This is a genomic window from Acinetobacter haemolyticus, from assembly GCF_900406815.1.
Taxonomy (GTDB): Bacteria; Pseudomonadota; Gammaproteobacteria; order Pseudomonadales; family Moraxellaceae; genus Acinetobacter; species Acinetobacter haemolyticus_A.
Window position 1 is genome coordinate 1 of the sequence record NZ_OVCN01000027.1, and the last position, 24,470, is coordinate 24,470.

Annotated in this window: 26 protein-coding genes; 2 read left to right on the plus strand and 24 right to left on the minus strand. The window is 39.2% G+C overall.

The window, feature by feature from the left end:
* Window positions 1-126: 126 nt before the first annotated feature.
* The 11 genes from DK207_RS14925 to gspL form a co-directional block, all read right to left on the minus strand.
* The gene (locus tag DK207_RS14925; protein ID WP_109441869.1) at window positions 127-1,047 is read right to left on the minus strand and encodes a hypothetical protein; all 921 of its coding nucleotides are present in this window, start codon (window positions 1,045-1,047) and stop codon (window positions 127-129) included.
* 26 nt (window positions 1,048-1,073) lie between these two features.
* Entirely contained in the window at window positions 1,074-2,204 is a 1,131-nt protein-coding gene (locus DK207_RS14930) for a toxic anion resistance protein (RefSeq protein ID WP_109441870.1), read from the minus strand.
* 12 nt (window positions 2,205-2,216) lie between these two features.
* Entirely contained in the window at window positions 2,217-2,993 is a 777-nt protein-coding gene (locus DK207_RS14935; RefSeq protein WP_109441871.1) for a tellurium resistance protein, read from the minus strand.
* Window positions 2,994-3,116: 123 nt separating this feature from the next.
* Window positions 3,117-3,533, minus strand: a complete 417-nt coding sequence (locus tag DK207_RS14940; protein WP_109441872.1) for a PaaI family thioesterase — start codon at window positions 3,531-3,533, stop codon at window positions 3,117-3,119.
* A gap of 212 nt (window positions 3,534-3,745) precedes the next feature.
* Window positions 3,746-4,543 (minus strand): PaaX family transcriptional regulator C-terminal domain-containing protein, encoded by a 798-nt coding sequence (locus DK207_RS14945; protein WP_109441892.1) that lies wholly within the window; start codon window positions 4,541-4,543, stop codon window positions 3,746-3,748.
* Between the two features lie 17 nt (window positions 4,544-4,560).
* Window positions 4,561-6,450: a M48 family metalloprotease gene (locus tag DK207_RS14950; RefSeq protein ID WP_171293703.1), complete on the minus strand. Its 1,890-nt coding sequence runs from the start codon at window positions 6,448-6,450 to the stop codon at window positions 4,561-4,563.
* A 95-nt stretch (window positions 6,451-6,545) separates the two neighbouring features.
* On the minus strand, window positions 6,546-8,084 hold the full coding sequence (purF, locus tag DK207_RS14955; RefSeq protein WP_109441874.1) for an amidophosphoribosyltransferase: 1,539 nt from the start codon (window positions 8,082-8,084) through the stop codon (window positions 6,546-6,548).
* A 40-nt stretch (window positions 8,085-8,124) separates the two neighbouring features.
* Window positions 8,125-8,718, minus strand: coding sequence for a CvpA family protein (locus tag DK207_RS14960; RefSeq protein ID WP_109441875.1), 594 nt, complete (start codon window positions 8,716-8,718; stop codon window positions 8,125-8,127).
* 1 nt (window position 8,719) lies between these two features.
* Window positions 8,720-9,727 carry a quinone-dependent dihydroorotate dehydrogenase gene (locus DK207_RS14965; RefSeq protein WP_109441876.1) on the minus strand — a complete coding sequence of 336 codons (1,008 nt, stop codon included), beginning with the start codon at window positions 9,725-9,727 and terminating at the stop codon, window positions 8,720-8,722.
* Window positions 9,728-9,845: 118 nt separating this feature from the next.
* The gene (gspM, locus tag DK207_RS14970) at window positions 9,846-10,325 is read right to left on the minus strand and encodes a type II secretion system protein GspM (RefSeq protein ID WP_109441877.1); all 480 of its coding nucleotides are present in this window, start codon (window positions 10,323-10,325) and stop codon (window positions 9,846-9,848) included.
* Entirely contained in the window at window positions 10,325-11,464 is a 1,140-nt protein-coding gene (gene gspL / locus DK207_RS14975) for a type II secretion system protein GspL (RefSeq protein WP_109441878.1), read from the minus strand. Before gspL ends, gspM begins: the two co-directional genes overlap by 1 nt.
* Window positions 11,465-11,978: 514 nt before the next feature.
* Here gspL and DK207_RS14985 point away from each other — a divergent pair.
* Window positions 11,979-12,284 (plus strand): hypothetical protein, encoded by a 306-nt coding sequence (locus tag DK207_RS14985; protein ID WP_109441879.1) that lies wholly within the window; start codon window positions 11,979-11,981, stop codon window positions 12,282-12,284.
* A gap of 177 nt (window positions 12,285-12,461) precedes the next feature.
* A complete protein-coding gene (locus tag DK207_RS14990) occupies window positions 12,462-12,653 on the plus strand; it encodes a hypothetical protein (protein ID WP_109441880.1) in 192 nt (63 codons plus the stop codon).
* A 181-nt stretch (window positions 12,654-12,834) separates the two neighbouring features.
* On the opposite strand, the gene DK207_RS14995 is transcribed toward DK207_RS14990, so the two are convergent.
* From DK207_RS14995 to DK207_RS15060, 13 genes are all read right to left on the minus strand, one after another.
* A complete protein-coding gene (locus tag DK207_RS14995; protein ID WP_109441881.1) occupies window positions 12,835-13,359 on the minus strand; it encodes a glycoside hydrolase family 108 protein in 525 nt (174 codons plus the stop codon).
* Window positions 13,359-13,637 carry a phage holin family protein gene (locus DK207_RS15000; protein WP_109441882.1) on the minus strand — a complete coding sequence of 93 codons (279 nt, stop codon included), beginning with the start codon at window positions 13,635-13,637 and terminating at the stop codon, window positions 13,359-13,361. The genes DK207_RS14995 and DK207_RS15000 overlap by 1 nt, the downstream gene beginning before the upstream one ends.
* 52 nt (window positions 13,638-13,689) lie before the next feature.
* Window positions 13,690-14,589, minus strand: a complete 900-nt coding sequence (locus DK207_RS15005) for a phage baseplate protein (protein ID WP_109441883.1) — start codon at window positions 14,587-14,589, stop codon at window positions 13,690-13,692.
* Between the two features lie 60 nt (window positions 14,590-14,649).
* Window positions 14,650-16,719 carry a hypothetical protein gene (locus DK207_RS15010; protein WP_109441884.1) on the minus strand — a complete coding sequence of 690 codons (2,070 nt, stop codon included), beginning with the start codon at window positions 16,717-16,719 and terminating at the stop codon, window positions 14,650-14,652.
* A 1-nt stretch (window position 16,720) separates the two neighbouring features.
* The gene (locus tag DK207_RS15015; protein WP_228247952.1) at window positions 16,721-17,368 is read right to left on the minus strand and encodes a glycoside hydrolase family 104 protein; all 648 of its coding nucleotides are present in this window, start codon (window positions 17,366-17,368) and stop codon (window positions 16,721-16,723) included.
* Window positions 17,369-17,561: 193 nt separating this feature from the next.
* Window positions 17,562-18,101 (minus strand): surface-adhesin E family protein, encoded by a 540-nt coding sequence (locus tag DK207_RS15020; protein WP_109441885.1) that lies wholly within the window; start codon window positions 18,099-18,101, stop codon window positions 17,562-17,564.
* A gap of 18 nt (window positions 18,102-18,119) precedes the next feature.
* Window positions 18,120-18,323: a hypothetical protein gene (locus tag DK207_RS15025; RefSeq protein ID WP_109441886.1), complete on the minus strand. Its 204-nt coding sequence runs from the start codon at window positions 18,321-18,323 to the stop codon at window positions 18,120-18,122.
* 45 nt (window positions 18,324-18,368) lie between these two features.
* A complete protein-coding gene (locus DK207_RS15030) occupies window positions 18,369-19,874 on the minus strand; it encodes a hypothetical protein (RefSeq protein WP_109441887.1) in 1,506 nt (501 codons plus the stop codon).
* Between the two features lie 14 nt (window positions 19,875-19,888).
* Entirely contained in the window at window positions 19,889-20,839 is a 951-nt protein-coding gene (locus tag DK207_RS15895; protein ID WP_213066245.1) for a hypothetical protein, read from the minus strand.
* Window positions 20,840-20,854: 15 nt separating this feature from the next.
* Entirely contained in the window at window positions 20,855-21,949 is a 1,095-nt protein-coding gene (locus DK207_RS15040) for a hypothetical protein (RefSeq protein WP_109441888.1), read from the minus strand.
* Window positions 21,946-22,578, minus strand: coding sequence for a hypothetical protein (locus tag DK207_RS15045; RefSeq protein ID WP_109441889.1), 633 nt, complete (start codon window positions 22,576-22,578; stop codon window positions 21,946-21,948). The genes DK207_RS15040 and DK207_RS15045 overlap by 4 nt, the downstream gene beginning before the upstream one ends.
* Window positions 22,579-22,785: 207 nt before the next feature.
* Complete coding sequence (locus DK207_RS15055; RefSeq protein ID WP_109441891.1) at window positions 22,786-24,108, minus strand: hypothetical protein; 1,323 nt, start codon at window positions 24,106-24,108, stop codon at window positions 22,786-22,788.
* 3 nt (window positions 24,109-24,111) lie between these two features.
* Window positions 24,112-24,470: leucine-rich repeat protein (locus DK207_RS15060; protein WP_162540248.1), on the minus strand; the 359-nt coding region annotated here is incomplete at its 5' end.

Genomic DNA, 24,470 nt, shown 5'->3' on the forward strand with positions numbered 1-24,470 from the left:
AACATGCAAATCTCCAAATTCTAAGCAGTTCAAGTCGGCTAAAATCATTTCATGGGGCTATAGTACGCAAAAGTACAGCATAGAGGAAACAGTATGTTTTTATGAGTTCGATCGGTTTTTTGAATTTCAATCAATGCGATGTAGTTTTTGCACGATACGCTGGCGACGAGTTTTTAAATGCTTCGCCAATATATATAAAAGGATACTCAAGCTTATAAAAATAAAGCTAAACCCCAATAACAACATTTTGACGATTTGAGAGGTTTTTTCAGCTTGCTGGGCACGAGCCTCCAAGGACTGTGTTATTGAAGTAACACTTTTTCCATATAGTTGTCGCTGCATTGTCCATAACTGCTCAGGTTTAAAATCATAGTCTTTGAACTGAGTCGGGTTATTTTTTTCTGCATTAATCAACTGATTGACATAAACATTTGCTGTTTGTCGATCCAATGGTCGATGATTTAAAGCAACTTGAGCCAACACATAAGCTTTTTCGTTTGGTGAAACACGAGCGTGCTGCAAATCTTGAGCAATCTGACTTTCAACGATGTTGCTGTTATAACTCATCCATTGTTGATAGGCTTGCTCCGTTTCATCTTTCCAATCATATTGTAAATAGCTCAAACCGGACCAAAGTATAATAAAAGCAATTACCCACGCTAGAATACGTTGCGTCCAAGTGTTTAGTCGGCGTTTGAAAAATTTAATTCTTTTTACCCAACTCAGCAATAAAAACGCACCGATAAAAGAGGCAAAAATCTTTAAGAACAACCATCCAACCCAAGACAACAAATTAAAAAAATAGTCGACTGGTTGTTTGAAAGGAACTAACTCCTGAACACTATAAGGTAAATCTAAAGTTTGAACATGTAATGAAAGATCAAAGAACCGATAGATAAATTCTTTTTGTACAAATAAAGAAGCAACCGTAACAAGTGCAAATGTAGTAAAGAACACAAACCAAATCGTCAAATGACGTTGTCTTTGCTGCAAATCTGCTAAACGTTGCTCAATAGGTTGAACATTTAAATCATCTATGGGTGACAATGATCTTTCCTTTCATATGATAAGAATTAAACTTTAGGTGGGTTCTGCCCACTATTTTCCAAAACCAAATGATTTAGATTCTCTTGCAAAACACGTAATCGCGTTGTCGCTTCTGCCCGTTTTTGCATACCCTCTTTTTGGATTTGAATTACATCGTTCACAGTATTAATGAGGGTATTTTGTACATGTTCAAGGGTTTCGACATCAATTACTGAACGTTGATTGGCTTTCGCTGTATCCACTGAGTTTTGATGCAACAACTCAGCATTACGGCGTAATAAATCATTGGTGGTATCGTCGATCGCTTTCGCCAACTGCACACTATTCTTTTGTTCTTGTAATGAAATTGCCAAACTAATCTGATTTTTCCAAGCTGGAAGTGTAATATTTTTAATCGCGTAAAACTTATCGACTAACATTAAATTATTCGACTGAATAATACGAATCATCGGCAAGGTTTGCATCGCAGATTGCTGTAAAATCTGTAAATCACTGACACGTTTTTCAAGATTATTAGCCAAATGATTTAAATCATAAATCTGTTGGGACGTCTTTTGATCTTGCTCTAGCGTCGTTAAGGTTGAAATTTGCTGCTGAATATCTTGTTGTTTTAATTGTCCAGCTGCAATATAAACCCCAAGCTGTTTATATTCTTCTTGAACAGCATCAAACATTTTATCTAGTGTTCCCACACGCGCTTTTAAACCAGATTGAGAACTTTCAATTTCTTTAACTAATGCATCGATTTGCTCTTTGGTGGTATTAAAGTGCTGGTCAAAACTTTGCTTAGCCCCTTTGATCTTACTGAGTAACCCTCCAAAGAAACCTGAGCTTTTAGACTTATTTAAAATACTAGATGTATTCAATTGTTGGGCAACCTGCACCACTTCATTGAGTTTTTGACCTGTCGCATCCAAATCCTTGTTTTGCACAAGATTAAGCAACTCATCCGTATAGGTTGATGTTTTCGTGGCAATATTTTTTCCATATTCTGCCACCACTGTGGTATTGATATCGGCAAGTTCTTTATGTGCATTCATCACTTCATCAAGATCTTGCGGTTGTAAACCTAATTCTTTTAAATTCAGTAATTCAAATCGCTGCTCTGGTTTTTCTACCAACTCATTCGATGACTGGATCAATTCTGAATTTGACATGATGTCCCCTCTTTATTTATGTAATGACTTTTTGAGATTTTGGATTAAATTTTCTCTGCTCTTGTCTAACTGTTCAAGCACTGCCGATGAGTTAGATTCACGACTTTGCTTTAAGTGGTATTGCCAAGCAGGAATCAAAACTTGCTGTGCTTCTTTAAAACGATCTAATAGGCTAAAGGATAATTGTTGAGACAATTGCATTTGTTTTATTGCAATATCATTACTGGTTTGTAGCGTTTGCAAGGTATTAATTTTTTTTGAAAGGCGCTCTACAAAATGATCTAGACTTTGTTGTTTGCTAAATTCTGGGTATTCATGTAGAAATTCTTCTGCTGCAACAATATAAACCGCCATCTGTTCCCTCAATCCCAACACCTGCTGGAATCGAGCTTGAGATTTTTGAATTTCAATCTGTAGCTTCTGACTTAAACGATTGGCTTCTTGTATCAGTTGATCTAGATCTTTAAGGTATTTGACCTGACCCGCATCATATTCAATATCAATGCCCAACCATTTTTGTATCGCGTTAAAACGCCGTCCACCCAAATATTTTTTTGAGCGCGACAACTGAGTAATGATTTGTGTAATCACCTCACTCAATTGCTGATTTAACTTAGGATCTACACCATTTAATAACACACTCTGTGCTTGTACCAAATGATCCGCATAATGATTTAAACGATGAGGATCATTAAATAAAGGCAGCAAATCATTACGTTTGATCGCCAAAATGCGTTCTGGATCTAATTCAATTTGCGATAATGGTATGAGGTCTAGCGAAGTGGTCATATTTACCGAATAATGTCAGAACAAATAAATTTGAACATCCTAGTTGTAGCATGTTCTGACCCATCCGCATACTATAATGTTGTTATGTTTTTAGATATTTCATATTGTTAGCCATAGATATTGTTAGGATTTGTTTGGAAGTGCATAAGTTCCAATCACATGTGCTACAGGTTCTTCATCTTCACCAGAATATATCCAAACCTCACCTGTGACTAAAGTTCTTCCCACCTTAATCAATTTACAAACAGCTCGTATATTCTGACCAGCTTTGGGCTTTCGAAAAAAATTTATGGTCATATTTGTGGTTACCGCCATTGCGACCAATCCCATATGTCCCAGTATCGCCACATACAAGACGAAATCTGCCACCAACATTAAGGTCGGGCCTGAAACAGTCTGACCAGGACGCAAGTCATCCAGATCAACCTGATACAATAAATCAGCCCCTTTATCCGTAATCTTTTCAATTGTGCATTTTCTAAGTGCTTGTGGAAATTCCTGAGATAAGAACTCAATTATTTCTTGCTTACTTGCCTTCATGTGATCCCAGTTCCTTCAATTTTGAATTTAATCTTCTTTTTTAAAAAACTCATTCAATACTTGCCATACGAGTCAAAACAATGATTTCATCACGCGAAATAAATCACTTATCGCGACGTACTGATTCATGTTCCTTGCATTTTATTTTAAATTATTTAATATTTCTATAAATAGATTAAAAAAATAATTAATGTAATATTTAAGGCAAAAATTTAAACTGCATTTAGTTCATAAAATTTTGCCCAAAGCGCCAAGCCCGTTTGATCAAGTTGTTGTACGCTGGCTGCAAAATGATTTCTTCCCTCTACATCCACGAAATCTTCAGGTAATAAGGGGTCATTCATGAGTAAGGAAATTGTTTGACGACCTAATAATAAAGATTCTTTGGTTGCTTCTTCTAAATCTAACTCATTCACCACAAGTAACCACTCCTGAATCATTTGGCTATATTTCTTATAGTTTTGATTTAGATTTTCAGTAGGCCACAAGCTTGGGATAGTGGCTGCTGTTTTTTCATCAAATTGATTAATTTGACAAATACTGGCATTTTTCTCCAGACCTGAATTTCTAAGTTCAATGATCAAATCATTAAATTCAATCGCCAAGTTATCGGGACGAATGAAAATCCCTTGTTCCAATTCCTTAAATCCAAAATGTTTCAAAATTCGCTCGCGACGATTCAGTGCCGTTCGATCAACACGTCCGAGCCCACCCGTAAAAACAGCAAGATATTGATGATTCCAAACTTTGGTTTGTTTAATACCACGTTTTCGATTGAGCATGACATCAGCCCACTCATGGGATCGATGCGTGAATTGATAAACACCTCGCTCTACAGCTTCAATCACACCCTCACTGGATAAACGAGTTACCGCAACCCGAATACTATTTTCGCTAATCTCAAATAGCTTTGCCGCAATAATAATTTGTTTGATTGAAATTGCTCGTCCTTGTGAACCTAAAAGTAAATCGACAATCAAATCACGGGCATTCATTTTTATTAATGTCATTTTATCCATCTAATCAACTAAATAATCATTAAACTATTTTTCTTTAGCATTTGCTCGACCACTTCTTGTGTATCAAAACCCAAACGCCAATATAGCAGTTCCAAGACATCAAGTTCATCTTGGGTAATAATTCGATCACTCCATAAGCAACGCTCAGCGATCGAAAGAATATTCAGGCGATCACGTAGCAATAGCCCTGACACGTCATTCAGTATTTCTGCTAAATCTAAAGGCTCATCTGAGATGTCCGCATAAGTCTGCATTTCATCTTCAGTTAAGATAAATCTTAAAATACGCTCACGTACTTCCAACTGATTTGGACTGTTAATCTGTTGTACATGCAATAATGCATCGATCAAATGAACAATCTGGGATTTCACCTCTTCAAATGATGTAGGTAAATGGGCAGGCATCAAATTCAATTCATGCTTCACTTTTTCTAATAGCAATGCATCGAGTAAACCAACTTCACCATCTGCCTGAATAATATTGGCTAGTTTGGTTAAAAACTGACGTGCGATACTCGCGGGCATATGCCCAATGTTCTTACATGCATCATGAAAAATCTGCACATGAATACGACCATCAAGATGAAGTAATGCATCGACAATCGCATGGCTGACTGGTGCATCTTGTGGAATAAATTCACGATATTGACGAATCATTAAAATCGCAACCATGACTTCACGTGAACCTGTCGCTGTTTGCATGGCTCTTTGAATCAGTTCAGGACGCTTTTTATTTTTTCGCAACTCAGGATTTAACGGCTTAATCGCATCATTTAAAGCGAAACTGATTGGAGACAAGCGCAATAAAGGTAATGGCTGAGGAGAACTCCAAGGTGTTGTTGCATCAGCTATTTCTTCCTCTAAAGATCGAAATAAACTAAACAATGGTCGACTGCGTAACTTTCTTAGATTTTCTAGTTGTAAGTCTTGCAATAACGTTGGATTCAACTCATAAATACGGTCTTTGATACTAGGATGAATATTCATCCAGCTTTGGGGACTAAGTGAGTTCGCAAAACACATGTGTGAAATGGATTCAGAATAGGCACTATGAATCTGAGAACCTGAGTGATGCACATAGATACGTAATAATGTTTGAATATTGGCATTGTTATTCATCAAATGCATTGTTTTCAAATCATTACGAAAAGTACGACCACTTAAAGTTAAATACTTAATAAAGCGCGTTATAAGAATACCTAAACTTCCAATCAACCAAATGACACCACCAATGGCCACAAAGATCGTCTCGAACTTATTACGGCGGTTGGTTGCATAAGGGTTATAACCTGCTTGAGCCAATTTGCTGCCCCATTGGCTAAAAGTTGTTAAACCGCTATATAAGATTTTAAGTTTGGTATTTTCGACCGCTTCACCTGATAAAATTTGATTAAACTCATAACTTAGCAAGCCATACAGTTCTAATTCATCAAGATTCTGCAAAGCTCCCCAAGTCAAAATAATCACAATATCTTGAGATTTAAACCCAGCAGTTAAGGCATTAACGCCGACTTCATCAGGTAATACATAGACAGCTGGTGTTTCAATTGCAAAGCTTTTTGCAACTTGATCAACCACTCTTAAAGCAGTACTTTCTTCGGGTGTGCTTTCATCAAAGATTAAACGGCGCGCTTTCAACTGTTTAGCAAGAGAATGACCTCCTTCTCGCAATACATAAAATTCCGCCCCAACTGACCAAACCAACACTAAAAACAATAAGCCAATAAAATATGGACTAAGAACATGCCACCAAATCGGCTGGGTATAATCAAAAAAATGAACCACTAACCCTAAAATCAAATTGAGAATAAAAACGGTCAATAACATCGCGAGCCAACAAAAACTCATTGACCATGCAATACTTTTATTTTCAATTAAATAGTGGCTCATTTCTTTCAATGTAAATTTTCCTGATTACATTGTTTATAGGTAGATTCAAGTTCTATCATAAAATAAAAAAGCGGGAATTTCCCGCTTTTCTAGATATAAGAAAATTATGCTTCTCGAATACCCGTTAAATCAACTGAAGCTGCATCGATATTCACATCAATATAGCCATCTGCATTTTTCTTGGCTGTATCATTGCGCTTTTGCTCAAGATCCGTCAGATATTGTTGATTAATACCACCTGCAACATACACACCATCAAAAACAGAGCAATCAAACTCTCTTAAGTCTGGTACTTTGCTGGTACGCACTGCATTTTTTAAATCTTCTAAATCTTGGAAGATTAAACGGTCAGCACCAATAATTTCACGAATTTCTTCAACACTGCGCTCAGAAGCAATTAATTCTGATTTAGCTGGCATATCAATACCATACACGTTTGGATATTTCACCATAGGTGCAGCAGAAGCAAAGAATACTTTTTTCGCACCAGAATCACGTGCCATTTGAATGATCTCATTACACGTTGTACCACGTACAATTGAGTCATCCACCAATAAAACATTCTTGTCTTTAAACTCAAGCTCAACTGGGTTCAACTTTTGACGTACAGATTTTTTACGCTGTTGTTGACCTGGCATGATGAAGGTACGACCGATATAGCGGTTTTTCATGAAACCTTCACGGAATTTAACTCCCAGAATATTTGCCAACTCTAAAGCAGAGGTACGACTGGTATCTGGAATTGGAATCACAACATCAATGTCATGCTCCTCGCCCCATTCTTTGAGAATCTTATGTGCAAGTTTCTCACCCATTTTCAAACGGGCTTTGTAAACAGAGATCCCATCAATGGTTGCATCAGGACGAGCAAAGTACACATACTCAAAAATACACGGACGATACTCTGGGTTTGCTGCACATTGTTTTGTAAATAATTGACCATCAGAATTGATAAAAATCGCTTCACCTGGTGCAATATCACGTTCAATTTTAAAACCAAGCGCAGTAATCGCAACTGATTCAGAGGCAATAATATACTCAGTACCTTGTTCAGTCTCACGTGAACCATAGATCAATGGACGGATACCATTTGGGTCACGGAAGCCGACCAAGCCATGTCCAGTAATCATAGCGACTACACCATAAGCACCTTTACAACGCTCATGAACACGTGAAACGGTATGGAAAATATCTTCAGGTGTTGGATTTAAGGTACCGATTTTTTGTAACTCATGCGCAAATACATTGAGTAAAACTTCAGAATCAGAGTCAGTATTCATGTGGCGTAAATCTGTTTTAAACAGATCATCGTGTATTTCTATGGCATTGGTTAAGTTACCGTTATGTGCCAAGGTAATACCGTATGGAGAGTTCACATAGAACGGTTGTGCTTCAGCACTGCTTGATGAACCCGCTGTTGGATAACGCACATGACCGATTCCATAATTTCCCAGCAACGCACGCATATGACGGGTATGAAATACATCACGTACCATGCCATTATCTTTACGGAGAAATAATCGCCCTTGATGGCAAGTCACGATCCCCGCTGCATCTTGTCCTCGATGTTGCAACATCGTTAAAGCATCAAATAACATTTGGTTTACTGGCGATTTACCGGCAATCCCAACAACTCCACACATAGCAACCTCGCGACAAGCTAGGAACGGGGTTTAACCCCAATTAATAAAACGGATTTCTGGTTGAATGATCAGAACGTTCATTGGCTAATACCCGCTCCGATTCATCGATTTTGCTTGAAGGGCGATGTAGCAACGCCCCCTCAGATGTCATTTGATTTAATGCTTGATTGGCTGCATCTTTCGATAACTCAGTGGCCAAAGGCGCATAAGGCAATAAAACTTGCACAAATTTAGATTGTTTCCAATGCGGCGAACTCTCAACCCAAGGACCCAAGCCCTGCATGGTAATTAAGACGATTAACAGCCCTTTTAAAGAACCAAAAGCACCGCCTGCTAAACGATTTAATGGGCCCAATTTCAAACTTTTCAAGAGCCCATTCAAAAATGCAGAAACAATCCATGTACACACAACAATGATCAATACGATAAAGGCAAAAGCTGCAATTTTTTGCACGACTGGGTCTTGGCTCAAACCAGCCATTGCAGGTGCTAACACCACAGCGTATTTTGCCCCAACGATCAATGCGAATATCCATCCGACCAAGTTCGCAAAGGCTTTAATAAATCCTTGACGCAAACCGTTCAGCCCTCCAATGAGCAAGATGATCAGAATAATGATATCAAGCGTGTTCATTTCACACAGTCATCGCACTAACACAATCTTTTACAAGCTTCGGGCCTGTATAAATTAAGCCACTATATACTTGTACCAAACTGGCACCTGCAAGCTGTTTTGCAACAGCTTCTTCGCCAGACAAAATACCACCAACACCAATCAGTGGAATTTTTCCTTGTAGCGTTTTAGAAAATTGACGTAAACATTCTGTGCTTTTTTCAAACACGGGTGCGCCAGATAAACCACCCGCCTCATCGCCATATGCTAAATTTTCTACACCTTCACGCCCTAAAGTCGTGTTAGTGACAATTAAACCGTCAATTTTAAAACTCAATAATTGCGTAGCAATAAACTGAACATCTTCTGTTGTTAAATCTGGTGCCACTTTTAATACCAATGGCACATAATGATTGTATTGTTGTGAAAGCTCTAATTGGCGATTTTTTAAAGTCTGTAACAACTCAGTTAATGCATCACCACTTTGTAAACTACGGAGATTTTTGGTATTTGGTGAGGAAATATTGACTGTAATATAGGAAGCGTAGTTATAAACTTTTTCTAAGCAAATCAAATAATCAGAAACTGCATCTTCTACAGGCGTATCGGCATTTTTACCAATATTAATGCCAAGAATTCCCTTAAATTTTGAAGCTTTGACATTTTCAACCAGTTGATCGACACCATCATTATTGAATCCCATACGATTAATAATTGCTTTCGCTTCAGGGATACGGAATAAACGCGGTTGCGGATTGCCTGCTTGTGGTCGTGGTGTGATTGTACCAATTTCAATAAACCCAAAGCCTAATGCTGCTAAGGCATCAATGTGCGCGCCATTTTTATCTAAACCTGCTGCGAGGCCAACTGGATTAGGAAATTGAATCCCCATACATGTCACAGGTTTTGCTTCGACTTTTTGATGCATTAGACCTAATTTATGCGCTTTATCCAGCATAGAAAGTGTGACTTCGTGCGCACGTTCAGGTGCTAAAGTAAACAACAAAGGGCGAGCCAATGAATATAACATACCAATCACAGTCTACTGATTTTCAAGTAACCATATTATAGGCATAGGCTCATCAAAACACCATGCTTGGCATAGAGTTATTTTAAAGTCTGTTGAGATTTCAACCACGCATTATGATTTATTGAACAGTTGCAGTTAATTTAATCTGATTATTGCTCGAAACCATATCCATTTTTACAATGCTCAACCCCATTTGAGATAATTGCATGAGGAAATTAGCCAGTACAGCATAGTTCCGATGTTCTGCAACTAATTGCAGTTGTTCACCATTTTGCTGTGACGAAACTGCAAGACCCTGCTGTTGTGCTGCTCGCTGGATTTTATCTGCGGCAGAGAGTTCTAGGTCATTCGCAGGCTTCATCGTGGCAGCATTACTTTGCATCCAGACCGTTAAATCTTTTAACTCATTGAGACGCTTTTGCTGCTGATTTGCCTTGCTATGCATTTGCCAAAGCGCAGTTGCGATAACCACTACAACCACAAAGATGGTAGTAAATATAACCATCACCCTTTCACGCGGCGATAATCTTTGTAAATAATGATCAATAAGTTCTACTTTCTGATCTACAAAGTTTTGTAATTGTGTAAATGCTTTCATTATTTTACTTTTACCGTCCCGATAGCACCCACACTATCTGCCTGTACATTCCCCAACTCTGCCTGGAATCCCTGTTGATTTAACTGTTGTACCAATGCTTGCAAATCACTGGCTGAATTTGCCTTTAATGCCATTGATAAAACAGCAGCATCAAAATTGACTTGCTGCGCAACAATTCGATTTTGCATTAAAATTGGTCCGACCCGACTTAATAATGACAGTGCCTGAGCATCTCCTTGTTTACTCATACGCAACTGACTTTCAAACTGGCTTTTAATGTTCTGCTCTGTCACACGACTATTTTCGCCAAACCAATATTTATATTGATCTACCGCTTGTAATGCGGTTTGATCAGCAACGCGCTTTAATTTTGACCACCGCAATGCATCATAACTTAACTGTACAACGATTACTGCCATGAAGATAATTGCAGCGGCTTTCCAGTAACCCGACCATTTTACAGCTGAGTTTTTTGCCTTCGGGAATACATTAAAAGGATGTTGCTTAGCACGAATCGGTTGAACAAACTGATAGCTAAATTCGGTACGATGGTCACGATCCGAAACATTTGCCAAATGATCGAGTTGATCTGCATTTAAATTAGCAAATTGATAATGCGTTCCTGATGGCTGAAACTCTAAAAATAGCGCGAGATCATCCACAGAATTACCTAGATACGCTCCTTCTCGAACCAGCAAGTGCTCGTATAAGTTAACCATCACCACTTGATCAATTTCAGGTTCGGGTAAAATCAAGAAATCTGGTAAAAAAGCGACAATTTCAATTGGCAGTAAGCTTAACGCATGTTGCCATGTTTCTATCGTCGATTGTGCCACCCCCAGAATACTCAATTGATCATTGTGAAAATGATGAACAATCCTCATCTGATCAATAGGTAAGGTCACGTACTCTTCAAGTAAATATTTGACCCCCTCATGCCCCAATTGCTTATAGTGCATCTTGGTCATCGTTTGTTGCAATATTTGCGCATTACGGCTAGGGAAATACACAACAGCCTCTTTCCCCTGATACGCCTGTAAATCTTGAATTAATTGTTCAAGACTACTCGCCTGCAACCAATTTTCCCCAGTCGACCAATACCATGTTCCATTGGTTTCGGGCATCCATATGTACAACATAAAATTAAACCAACAAAATTAATTACTTAAATAAATTTGGTGAAGATTTGGTGTTTTAGTTTTACAACACTTAATCATATTATCAAATTTTTTTCATTGTAAACTAATTACATTGCTTTTATATGTATGAATATAAAATTATTAAAAGATATGAAAATGCGCCCATACTACATAAAGAAAAACGGACTTTACTTACACGTCCAAACGACTGCACACGAAGAATATCAAGACTATTCAGATATAAGTGCGATGTACACGATGCAGTATGTTTTTAAGAAAGAAAAAGACGGAGCAAAGACTTTCTATGATTCTTCTGAAGCGAGCACGTATATAGCAAAAAGAAGAATTAAGGGCGTTAAGATGGAAAGGGATTGACCGTTCGTCGGGAGAGTTAGAAATAAAGAAGAATAGCGCTTGACTGTGAGATTCTCACAATATATTATTTAATCATTAGGACGAGATGGCTAGATCGAAAGTCTTAATTAAATTAAACATTACTTAGTGAGATATGAATATGAACTATTTACAAAACGCACAAGATCAAATCAACAACTTTGCTTTAGACAATACTGAAATGGCTCAAGAGTTTTCAGCAAGATTAGGGCAACAGCTCCATAGCCTATTCAACTCAGAGTGGGATAGCAAAGAAGATATTTATGCAATTGTTCTTGGTGAAAATGATGTACTAGAGCAGATTTGCAATGAGCATGATATTGATACCTCAAATGGTGAGGGTGATGTAGATTTTGATTGGTTAGATGCTAGAGATTTACAGCACACCGTGATTAATGCGGTTTCCGATTTTTACAATTTATCTTAAAAAACAAAACCCCACTGGCTAGAGTGGGGTTTTTAATCAGTCTATGCGACTGAAAACATTACTTAGCAAGTATTGAAGCTAAGAGATTTTATCTAAAAGATAAATCAATTATTTTCTAAGCTGTCTGTACGACAATAAATCTTGCAAGTGAATTTAATATACACGGAGATTTCAGACATGGCAAGCACAGCATCAGAACGCCAAAAAGAACGTCACAACAGAATGCTAGAGAAAGGATTCAAGAAGCGTGCTTTTTATGTGAATGAAGATACATTAAAAAAAATCACAGAATATAAAGAAGCAAATAAATTGGATAGTCTAGATGAAGCCTTAAACGATTTTATTTCAAAAACTGTAAGCAAAATCTAATTGAGCACAAATCTGCGCAAATCTAATCATTTAATCAGTATTTGCGCATTATTTTGCTCATAGTGCTTTTACGCATATACCCACATGTACATTAGTGTTAATTGTGTGAGCTGTGCAGCTTGATAAAAGCAAACACAGCATTGTTATTAATGTCGCTAACTTTGAGCGTTTGCAATTCACTTTAATTATCAATCGCTGCGTATTGCAATTGCCCTGCAACTCGGTTCGTCCACCCTTTTCCATACCGCCCCCATGTCGAAAGCTTTGTGTAATAAGTCAAACGTTCTGCATTGAATTTCATCAATACGTCATTGAGATCGGCGTCATTAATGGCTTTTAAAGTAATAGGACCAATGATGCCGTCATCTGCTACGCCAACAGCAGATTGCAATTTGCGCTTTGCTGTTGCCATGCCTGCATTAATTGCGAAATCCCAAACTTGGAAAACAATCGCTGGATTGATTTTGTTAGCATTCAACGCATCCCACCAATCGCGCTTATAGATCTGCTTTGCTTGATCAAGTGTCAGATTTTTAATATCAAGATGCGGATATGTCATTGCTGAAATGCCGTATTTCGTGCCTTTCAATTGACCTTTGCCTATGATGCCAGTTGTCCAGTTACCACGGTCGTTCCGGTCATTTGTGAATCGACCCTCATGACCAATCAAACGCTTAAATGCTTCATCAAATGTTAGCTTACTCATCACGCACCCCACTTATTTACGTTTTTCTTTAAGTATTCTTCAATGAACGTACTACCTAAAATCCCCAAAGCACATGCAATTGCTACAAGTGCAACAGGGCTTAAATCAGGAAATTGAATTAATACGATGCCTGCGATTGTTGACGTTGCAGACCCCAAAATTGTTCGACCAATGATCAATCGTGGTGATAACGGCTCACTTGAAACTAGAAGTCTACTCATACCGATTAGCGCTCCAATAACAACTAAAGTGAAAAGTGTTTTTTCATGCTCTTGCATGACGATTCCCCTAATTTTTGGTAATAAAAAACCGCCTTAGGCGGATTGTGTTTTATGCAGTTCTTCGCCAGATGGCGAAAACCATTGATGGCTGTACGTTGTTGTGTGGTTCGCCTTGTCCAGAGCTATCCGTAGTTGTTGATCCAGTCACCCCGCCAGATTTAGCATCAATTGTTCCGCTCCCTGATGTGTTGACAGAAAACGGAACGCCATGGTCGTGTGGACCGTTCTGATTTGCAGTCAAAGCAACATCGTATGCTCCAGCAGTACCGCCAAGAATTTTAGTCCACGCTGGATCGGTTGAAACATCCGACAATCCCACGATCGCTTTTCCTTTTGCGACAAGCTCCCAAGTGCCATAGCCCAACTTTGTTGCTGGATCTGTAGCCATTGTTGAAATATGAATATCACCGACCTTAATCCTCATACTCTCAATTGCTTGTTCTATCTGCTCATCGAATGTCTGCGCCAACGCTTCAATAGCTGCATCGATTGCTGCATCACGATCTGTTTCAACTTCTTTGTTCAAGTCGATTCGTAATTGTGCAGTATCATCAATCAAATCGTTGATTTGGTCAGTATGTTCATCACGTGCATCTTCAAGATCGGCAACACGCTGCTCTAAATTGTTCGCACCTCCTGAAGTTCCATCAATTAGAGCCTGTGCCACAGATTCAGGATCTGCTACGCCATCACCTTCCTCGATCAGATTTCCTTCAGCATCAAATACACGGAAATAGTAGTCTCCCGAAATGTAAATTGCTGCACTGCCTGTATCATCAAGAATAACAGGCCATGTATTCAGGCTTTCCATTGATCGATCTGGGTATGTATCTTTTGGCTCTGTCGTGCTGCCCGATTCATAAGCAAAGACTTGACCGCCAATCAAAGGCTCGCCATTTTTATCAAACGCACGGTATTTCACTGGCGCAAGTGGGTATGCTGCTGCCATTTTTGTCACCTTTATAAATAGAAAAACCGCCATAACTGGCGGTTTAGTGATGGGTGTGGTTTAGTCTGTGCTGGATGTTGCTCCAGTAGCTACTGATAGTCTTTGTGCCATTTTTAGCAAATTACCAAGTTTCGGGGAATCGGGAGGAAGATCTTTTGCTGCAAGCAGGATACGTCGTCCTGTTGGGGTGGTGAAAAGTTTAGACATTCCATAGATTGATCCAACAGAAGCGGTGGCACTTAAGGGCTCTGTCATTGCTAGCTTTGCTAGTCCTAGACCTGAAGCTGGAAGAATAACCATGCTTCCATTTGTTGGGTTGCTTGAATATTGCCCAGCCTGTTCAACATGACGCATCAGTTTTAAAAATCCGTCCATTTCTGCCTTGTCAGACCCATTAAAAATATTTTTATACGGATCACGTAATCGCTCAAACTCATTAGCAAATTTAGCAGGACTAAAAAAATCTTTACCCTCATCCGTTGCTTTGTTTAATGCTTGATTAGCCATTTCAAAGCGCAAGGCTGCTCGCCCTTTAGGATCAAGATTTTTGTAGAAATTAGCTGCTTTGTCACCTTTACCATATTGTATAAAGGTTTTAAAAATTTGATCAGGCTCACTACTTTTCATTGATCGTGCAAGTGCTCTATCTTTACTGGCCTGCAAGTCCTGATAAAATTTATTAGCTTGTTTAAACTCTCTAATAAGACGCGGATTGTTAGAATTATTTGCAAAGTCTGCCATATCATCATCAATGGCTGCACGAATTTTAGTTAAAGCAGAAGTGTCTTTTTTAACTGCTGCGCCACCCCATTCATTTACTAACTGCCCTAGCCGAGATCTAGCAGCCTGTAGCTCTCGAAAGGTTTGTGGATTACCTGGGGAAGCCCAATTACTTTTAATAGAATTCAATTCGTTTAATAGCTCTTTATTTGGGATCGTCTTAGAGTCACTTGCTATTACATCCTCAATAGCCTTCATTGTATTTGAAGCTGGAACTTTGCCATTACCTGCCGATTTCGCTACTCTCCCAAACAACTCTGATGCTACTTGTTGACCTCGCCAGTGTTTTATTTCAGCTGCCGCCTGCAGGATTTTTCCACTATCGTCCCCTGTTTTGCTTACTAGGTTCATGATTCTGATTGCATTTTTATCACCATTTGAAGCGGCATTTTGAATCTTACCTAAACTTTTATAGTCAGTCTCATTTATCTTTCTTCGCATTCCTTCAACCACACTATTTGCAGCACCAGAAACCTCTTTTTGTTGAGCCTCTCTAAACTTGGAAGTGCCGATAAAAGGAATTCGATCTAACACTGTCTCAGTTCTTCGGATATGTGGATTTCCACCCACATCACCTACAGATGTTCTAACACCATGTTTCTCACCCTGCTCAATAATCTCTTTTGCACCTTGCTGTAGGTTGTTCCTGTAGGCATTAATACCTCTAATAACTTCTCCGCTAATAGCACGACTCAATAATCCACCTGCTGCACCACCTATACCACCAAGCGCAGCATTCTTGTATCTTTCATTGGCATTTTGAGCGTAAGAGCTACCCTCAATCACACCTCCAGACAACGCTCCTCGACCTGTAGCAGCTGCAAGTCCACCACCTCCACTTAAAATAGCTGGCAATGCAACCCCTACTTCACCTCCGAGTCTCCACCAATCGTACCCTTGATCATTCGAATCTCGTCTAGCGTTGTGAAAATCCTCCCAATCTTGACGCTGTTGTGTGAAATTTTCATAACGCTCAGTTGGTAAATAGTTTGTTCCAGTTAGGGTATTAATCCCTTTATTCAGTGAGTCACTTGTCTTGTAGTAAGCTTGAGCAATCCCAGAAGGGAGTTTGCCATACAGACCAAGAACAATAGACTCTGCCGCCGAAGTAGGGCCTGCCTTCTTAGCCTCGTTTTGCATTGCTTTGTTTTGCTCTGCTTTCCAATCGTAAGCCTTGAACTGCATTGGCTTCTGAGTACCTAAATTCTTAACCTCTTTTCCATCTTCATTTAGTTGCAAGGCCATCAGATCATCCAATGTGCCCATTCTAGGTTGAGCACTACTGTCATTTTTCACTTCTTGAAGATTCATTAGATCTTCAAGTGTGCCCATTCGCTGCTGTGTTGCCATATCATCCACCTTTTAGTCTAATCGTTTCTTGTGCTGATGCTAGTTCTGGTGCATAACCACCTTTCATGCGCAAGGTTTCTTCTGCTGATGTCGGCTGAAGCATGCCTGTATTGCCCTTAAGCCTCAAAGTATCTTGTGCTGATGCTAGTTCTGGCTGGTACTGGCTTTGTTGTGCTTGAGATGTTTGCGAGCCCAAACTCTGATTCACGAAATCCCACCCACGTTTAGGCTGTGAATAGCGCTCAGGTGCGGACGGTAAAGAAGCCCATGTGCTACCTGATCTTTTCACGGCATTTAGATAATCCCCTTTAAGTACATAAGGGAGCGCTCCATTTTGTGCGAGTAAAGCGATTGCCCCAACGTCTTGAGATTTTGATGAGAAGTCATTTAGCCCATACTGTTTAGCTAAACCATCCCAAGTATTCTTTAGAAACTGATAGCGTCCTGCTGCTGTTGTGTAATTAACCTTTCCATCTGTTTGCTTAAACTGTTTTCTTATGTTTGGATGTGAGGAAAGATTATCAATACGTTGATTGCCAAACAATGTGTTGTATCCATGCGCCACACCTTCAGTTTTAGCAATCAAATCCAGCATTTTTCGCACATTTGGATTGCCTAGCATTTGTTCAATTTGCTGTCTTGTAGCCATAACTTATCCTCGGACAATAAAAAAGCACCCTAAGGTGCTTACTGGATTGTGGTATAGAAAACTCTTATTCCACCACTCACATGCTCATACTTTAAAAGCCTGTACTGTGGGTTTTCTTCAAAGAACTCCCACATGTCCATAACGGGATTTGAGTATGTGGGGTGGGTGAAGTCTTTAGAGGTCATGTTGTAATTTAATTAGCTGTTAAATTCTTATAAAATTCATCTATTTCTTCTTGGGTGAATTTTTCTGATTCATGTCCTTTTGGGAATATTTTTTCTGTTTCTGCTTTAGATAACCTCTCCCCTAATTGATATTTAGGATATCTAAATCCCCCTCCCTTGGTTAAACATGCAACTCTCCACATGCTCTCACCAATTGTGTCAGGAATAACAAAATCAAATTTCACACTTTTACTTTCTTGTGATCCAGACGAAATAACAGATCCATCCTTGCTGTAATTTACATAAGCTAAAAGCTTTATCTTATTGTCAAGACAAGAGAACTGATACAGGTTCTTTGATTTAGTATATGTTTCGCTTCCCTCCAAATCTTTATAACTAACAGTTTTAAACCATGCTTTTACAGTGTTGTTTTTCTTGTCATATATATACTGACTGCTATCGACATAAATTGCCCTATCATTCTGCGCACCAATGGCTGCATATTTCCAATCTGCCCCAAAACTAATACTTGAAGTCAATAAACCGCAAAGTAAAAATATTTTTTTCATTTCTAAACCCTTTGTAAACTATTTCTCTGTATTTTTCTTTATATCGTATAGTTGATCTTGAATATTTATTAGTCTTTGGTGATTATCATAACTTGTTCCAGCTGCATATAATGCAGCCAACATAGCCACAAATGATGAAAATGTTGTTATTGAAATATCCCAAAAACCCAAGCTTATGGCAACTAAGCACCCAGCTACAATAAATCCAATAATATTTGCCATAACAAATCCCCCACCTAAATGAGAGATTTATAGCACAATTTCTACTCACTTCACTATAGTGCCACCAGAGCTTTTGATAATCCGTTCCATTTCTGGTACTGAAACACCTCTAGCTTTGGCGGCTTTGAGTACATCATCCACACGATAAGACATTCCTTCTGTATTGGGTGAATCCTCCTCATCATCACTATATGCCTTATAAGTGGTAGACGTGTATGAACCATTTCGCAAAGCTTCAGCCTTCTGCTGATTGTATTTGACTCGCCTTTCAGCTGCTTTAATAGCTCGCTCCCAAATTGCTTCCCGTTGGTTTGCAGGTAAATTTGCAGAACCCTGTAAATCCAAAAGAATCTTTCTTTCACCTTCGGTTGGTGCAGCGCCAAAAGTTGCCTTTAATGCATTCAAAGCATTCCCTGTGACAATGTTGTCAATTAATACAGTGTTTTTTGCTTCTTCACTATCAGAGACAAAACCAACCCCTTTGGCCCTCTGTATCGCACCAACCCCGCTATATGATGTTTTATTTAGCTTGAGAGCATCTTTAAGTCCAGATATGACAGCCATACCACTACTAATTGCATCGTCTGTCTCAAAAAGCTCTTTCTGCATTGTTGGTGACATTTGCCCAGTTGCACTTTTGACCTGTACCTTAACAGGTTGCCCATCCTCCCCCACAGATCTCATTGATGTACCATCAGCAAACTCTACTCTGCGATAACCATCTATATCAACAAAACTGCCAATTGGCTTATTCTTCTGAATGTACTGTTGATATTGAAAATGTGCATCACTCTGCTTTCTATTGGCATCCGCAATCTCCTTTTGGATCTGCTGACCACTAAGAGTTGCCCTAACAGTATTTTGATTATTAGTGAGACTCGTTTGATTGTTCAAGATATTATTTTTAACGCTAGTTTCGTTATCCAAAACATTATTTGCATTCGGCATTAGGTACTCTATAGGCTTGTCAGAACCTAATAACCCGAAACTTTTCTGCATAGCTTTGAACGCTTCAGGATTGCCCTGATTGTTGTCAGCTAAATTTTTCAGATCACTTAGAGTACTGTCAATTAAATCCTTCGGCAACCCATACTGTTGACCTAGGATACTTAATTTTCTTGCTGCATCAGTTGTATCAGTTGAAGTAGCAATCAAATTAGCAAGTAATGTCTGTCCCTTTTGGGTGTTGCCAAGGCGCTTGTCTTCTGTCTCAGCTATAGTTTTAGCACTGTCGTTTTTAAACTTCTCCGCATCCTGCTGAGCCTTTAATTCTTCAGCTCTTTGTTGCTTTAACAGACCAGACAAAGTATTTATAAGTGCAGGTTGATAAGCTTGACGCGGATTAGACTGAACAGATTGCAATGCTTTGTTTAGATCTGGCTGTCCGTTCTCCCCCATATTTTGAGCCAACAAACGTGATAAGACACCCTGTTGCCCACGCTGTTGCACATTGTCATAAAGGCTTAGAGTGTTGTTAGCTAATTGATTAAAATCAATTTGAGGTGCTTGCGCCGCTAAGGCTACACGCGTATCAAGTTGTGTAAGAGCCATAATTAATCACCTCATTAACTTGTTGATTTGTTTTTTAATGCGCCTGACATTGCTTGTCCTGCCAGTGGCCCACCAAGCGCAATCGCCCCAGCAGTCGCACCCAAACCTAATAAATTACCCAAGCCTTGGCTACGAGCGTTAGCAGCGCCCACAATACCGCTTGCATTAGCATTTGCAGCACCCAGTAAGCCATTGGCTTGGGCGTTTGCACTATTAATGCCTGCATTTGCAAGCGCATCCGCAGAACTCCAAACACCATTGGCATTTGCATTAGCAGAGCCTAGCAAGCCTTGGGAGATCAGTTGAGCAAGTGACGTCTGATTGCCCGCAATATTTGAAGCATTGTTATAAGTCATATTGCTCATATTGTTAGCAGCGTTTTGCCCCATTCCAGCTGTAGTTGCTAGGCGGTTGAATGCATTGGCTTGATCGTTAGAGTAGCGATTGTATGCATTTTGGTACTCTTGGCTTGCTAAGTCGCTGTTGTAGCTGTTCAGAGCCTTAAGCGTGGCTCCACTCAATAAGCCACCACTTGCCGCTGCACTTGATTGAATACCATCCATACCTTGCTGCTTTCTGAACGCATAACCTGGATCAGCATTGAAATCCGATGCGCCAAAACCACGAGTTAATGAACCATCAGCCAAGCCTTTGGACAATAAACCTGTTGCTTGTGAACCTAGTGCCAAATACGGATTTTGATATGCTCCTGCTGATGCTAAACCGCTGTTTAATGTCGCATTGGCTTTGTCATAGCCAAGGTTTAGATTGTCATTTGAATCAAGATAACCCTGACTTAAAATCCCTGAACCTTTTAACGCTGCATCAGATTGCGTTTTACCTGCGGAAGTATAAGCACCAGACATTAAATCTCCCGCCTGTCTTGATGCTTGTGCTTGTAATTCTGCGGCTCGTTTTGCTGCTTTTGCTGCACTCGATCCTGTTAATGAACTTAATAAACCCATTTTTAGGCTCCTAATTTACGGATTTTTTAAAACACCAGCGCACCAAAGCCCTGAGCCGATTTTTCTGTGGGAGTTAAGGGGGTTTAAAACAGCAGCACTGCTTATTTGCTGTACTCCTGATGTTATGTTTATCATAAGTCTAATTGACCCAGAGGCAGTACCCCAGTACAGTGGTGATGTTGATATCATTTGAAGTCCATCAACATTATCATGTTGTACATGATAAGAAGTGTCTGTGATGTTGAGAATTGGATTGGAAGTTTGAATTGCTGCGGTGCTATTTCTAAACCAGCCACGAAAAAAGAGCATTCCATCAATTTTTGCTGCTTCTAAGTTATGTAAATCAATTGCTGAATACAGAGTTCCAATCGTTTCAACGTTGACCCAATTTGCTGACCAAGCTTTGTTAATTTGCCCTTGTGCTTTGCCTAGTGCTTGGAGCACATTATCAGCGGCAGTAATTGGCGTTGCTGTTGCTGCGATAAAGCCGTCGAGTGTGGTTTGTCTTACTCTTTCTGCTGTAAAGAAAAGCTTGCTGCCTTCTGTGATTTCACTCGTTGTTGTGTTGTGTGGATTGCCTTGACTTAAACTATGATCATAAGCCTCTTTGCCTCGATCACCTCGATATGCTGTTGATGATGTTTCACCAAGAGCGACACCTCCACCACCAATCTCAACATATATTGATCCACTCCAACGGTATGTTTTGTTGGTCGTTGTATCTACATAGATCTTTCCAGATTCAGGTGTGTAAGGATCATCGTTCTCATCATTGAAAGTTTCATCATCAATGTATGTGCCGTTAAGAACATCATCAACAAAGCTAGGCAATTGAGCTGCTGGGATTACTCCATCAACCAAATCGGCTTTTAATGATAGTGCCTGATTTACTGCTGCGGCATCTGCTTTGGTTGCGACTTCCTCTGTCAGATCCACAACATCATTAAGTAAGTTTGTAAGATCAGCTTGTTCAGCCTTTGTTGAAATACCGAGATTGTCTTGTGCTTCAAGCAAGCTATTTGCATTTGTACCACCATGCTCGATGCTAATCTTGTCGGTTTCTTCAAACTCGCCAAGCCCTGCTAACTTGCGTTTAATCGGGATCGTCATGTCACCACCATTTGTATGTTTTGCTGTGTGCCATCAGATAACCAAAAAGGTAATTGATATTCAGGTGTTAATTGAATGTTTGACTGAGATCCATCAGCCAACCAAAACGGCAAAGACAAACTAACCTGAATTACTTCATGCCATTCTGCATCCTTGCGTCCATAGATTTTTCCGTCCACTGGGGCATCATCGAGCTTAGTTTCAACCAATTGTGCTAAGTTGTTAATTTGTTGATTAATAGATGCAAATTTCTGCTGATTGCTAATATTTGTTGAGCTAAATTGCTGTGATAAGGTGTTTAATTGGTTTGTTAATGATTGAATATCTTGTTCAATAGTGTTTACTTTCTGGACTAAGCTGTTGAACTGATCCTCTGTAATAATCTGACCATTAATTTTTTTTAATATCTCGTTGATCTGATTCTGTTGAGTTGTGTTTATTGAATTTGCTTGTTGAGCTAATTGATAAGCATCGTCCGCGATCTTTCGTACTGCTGCAATGCCTTCTTCGTTGTTCTGCTCAGCTTGCAGATAAATAGAGTAAAGTCTTTCGAAAAAAATAAGCCAGATCGTTGTGATCTGGCCTGTTGGTTGTACAAGTATGTCTCTTGCAGGAATACCACTGTTCATTCTAGCCTTCCTTCAATAATGACGATATTGATAGGTTCTGAACATCGAATACGAAAAACTCTATCACGACCAGAACCTAGCCGACGAGCTATTACACGCTTTCGGTACTCTCCCTTTTTACCAAGTGGAATCAGACGAGTATCAGACCACGTATGGCCGTTATCGTCAGACCAATCGAGCTGTAAAAGTGGCTCCATAACGGACTCCTTATGTATCTATTGGTGTTGCCAAACCGCAAGAATGTAAACTTATTTCACTTGAGCCAAACATATCAGCAATTATTGTGGTTTGAGAGTCACGCAAAACGACAGTTACAGGATCAAAAGTATCGCTGCCGTCTCCGCCTTCAACAGTAAAGTTTGCTCCATTATCAGTAAACGCATAATAACCAGTTCCGCCAGCTACAAATAAATCTGAAATACCCGTATCTGCATTAATCGCATTAAAGATAGATGAGGTTAAGTAAGTTCCACTCTCAGCAATTGTTAATTCAACAAAATCAAGATCATTAATTTTGTATTCAAAAGCTTTAGGATCGTAGTTTTCTGATAAAGCAGCATCACCAACATAGTATGTTGGACTACATACATCTAAAGGTGCTAAACAAACCCCAGAATCCTCACCTTTGATTTCAGTTCGCTCAATAACGGTGCTATTTCCGTACATAATTTCACGAACTAATGAGGGATCAAAAGACCCCATTTCTATACGGTGCGATACGCCATCATTATTAACTAGCTTTCTTAAATTTCCATTCTCACCATCAGCGACAAAACCATCAGGTATTTGTGATTGGTCTGGTTGCTGGTCATTCAAGAATTGTATTTCTAACCAATCAGGAAAAGGGTCTTCATCGTTAAGTAAGACACCATCTATTTTAAAATATGTTGTGCCTGTTGGTGGATTAGTTTCTGGTGAAACAGCATCAAAAAATAAAACAGAGTTTAATGCTCCATCGCAACTAATAAAATTTGATGTTGGAGCTAAACAGAACGTGGCGAAGCTTTCAAAATCTGAATCAACATAAAAGAATGACTCGTTCTCAGGTGTGAAATTTATATCTACTGGATTTGCATCCAGTGCTTCGATTCGAATTTTCTGATAATCATCCGTTAAATTAATTAATCTTGCTCTGTAGACATCATAATAATCTCCATTACCGTAATCGGTTGCTGGAGTACCATCTTCATTTAATGCGATTGAATTTATCCCGACTTGACGTAGTTTTTCCGATGCTCCGCCTACTCTAAAAAAGAAATTGCTATCTACAGGAACTATCTCATCATTTAAATAAACATCGATAATTCCACCATCAGTAATAGTGCCAATTTCGATATAACTAACTGCACCTTCACAACCGATAGGAATATCAGGGATTTCGAGCAATGATAAGCAAATATGAACTGAATCAGATTGATCTGAAACAGCACCATTTTGTTCTCCTACATCAACAACGGATGTAGAGGTCTTTATCAATTTGATACGTCGATTAATCTCGGTATCTAAATTTCTTATTGTAATTTTTGGCATTGTTCACCCCATGTTATTCAATGGCATTGCAAAGATGCGACTTGCGTAAGTTGACCAATTGGGTGCGGTTTTGTATGCGTCAACAGACTCGGCTGGAACATAAATAGGTGCGTTGTTTGTGTTATAAAAAATCATTACTCCTACATTTGGCGGAGTTGTTGCTAAACACGTAATTGATGTACATGATGTCCAGTTTTGGAAAGCATACCATCCAATATGAGTAACACTATTCGGGATAGTTAATGAAGTACATGATGTCCAATCAGCAAAAGCATCACCACCAATATGAGTAACACTATTCGGGATAGTTAATGAAGTACATGATGTCCAATCAGCAAAAGCATCACCACCAATATGAGTAA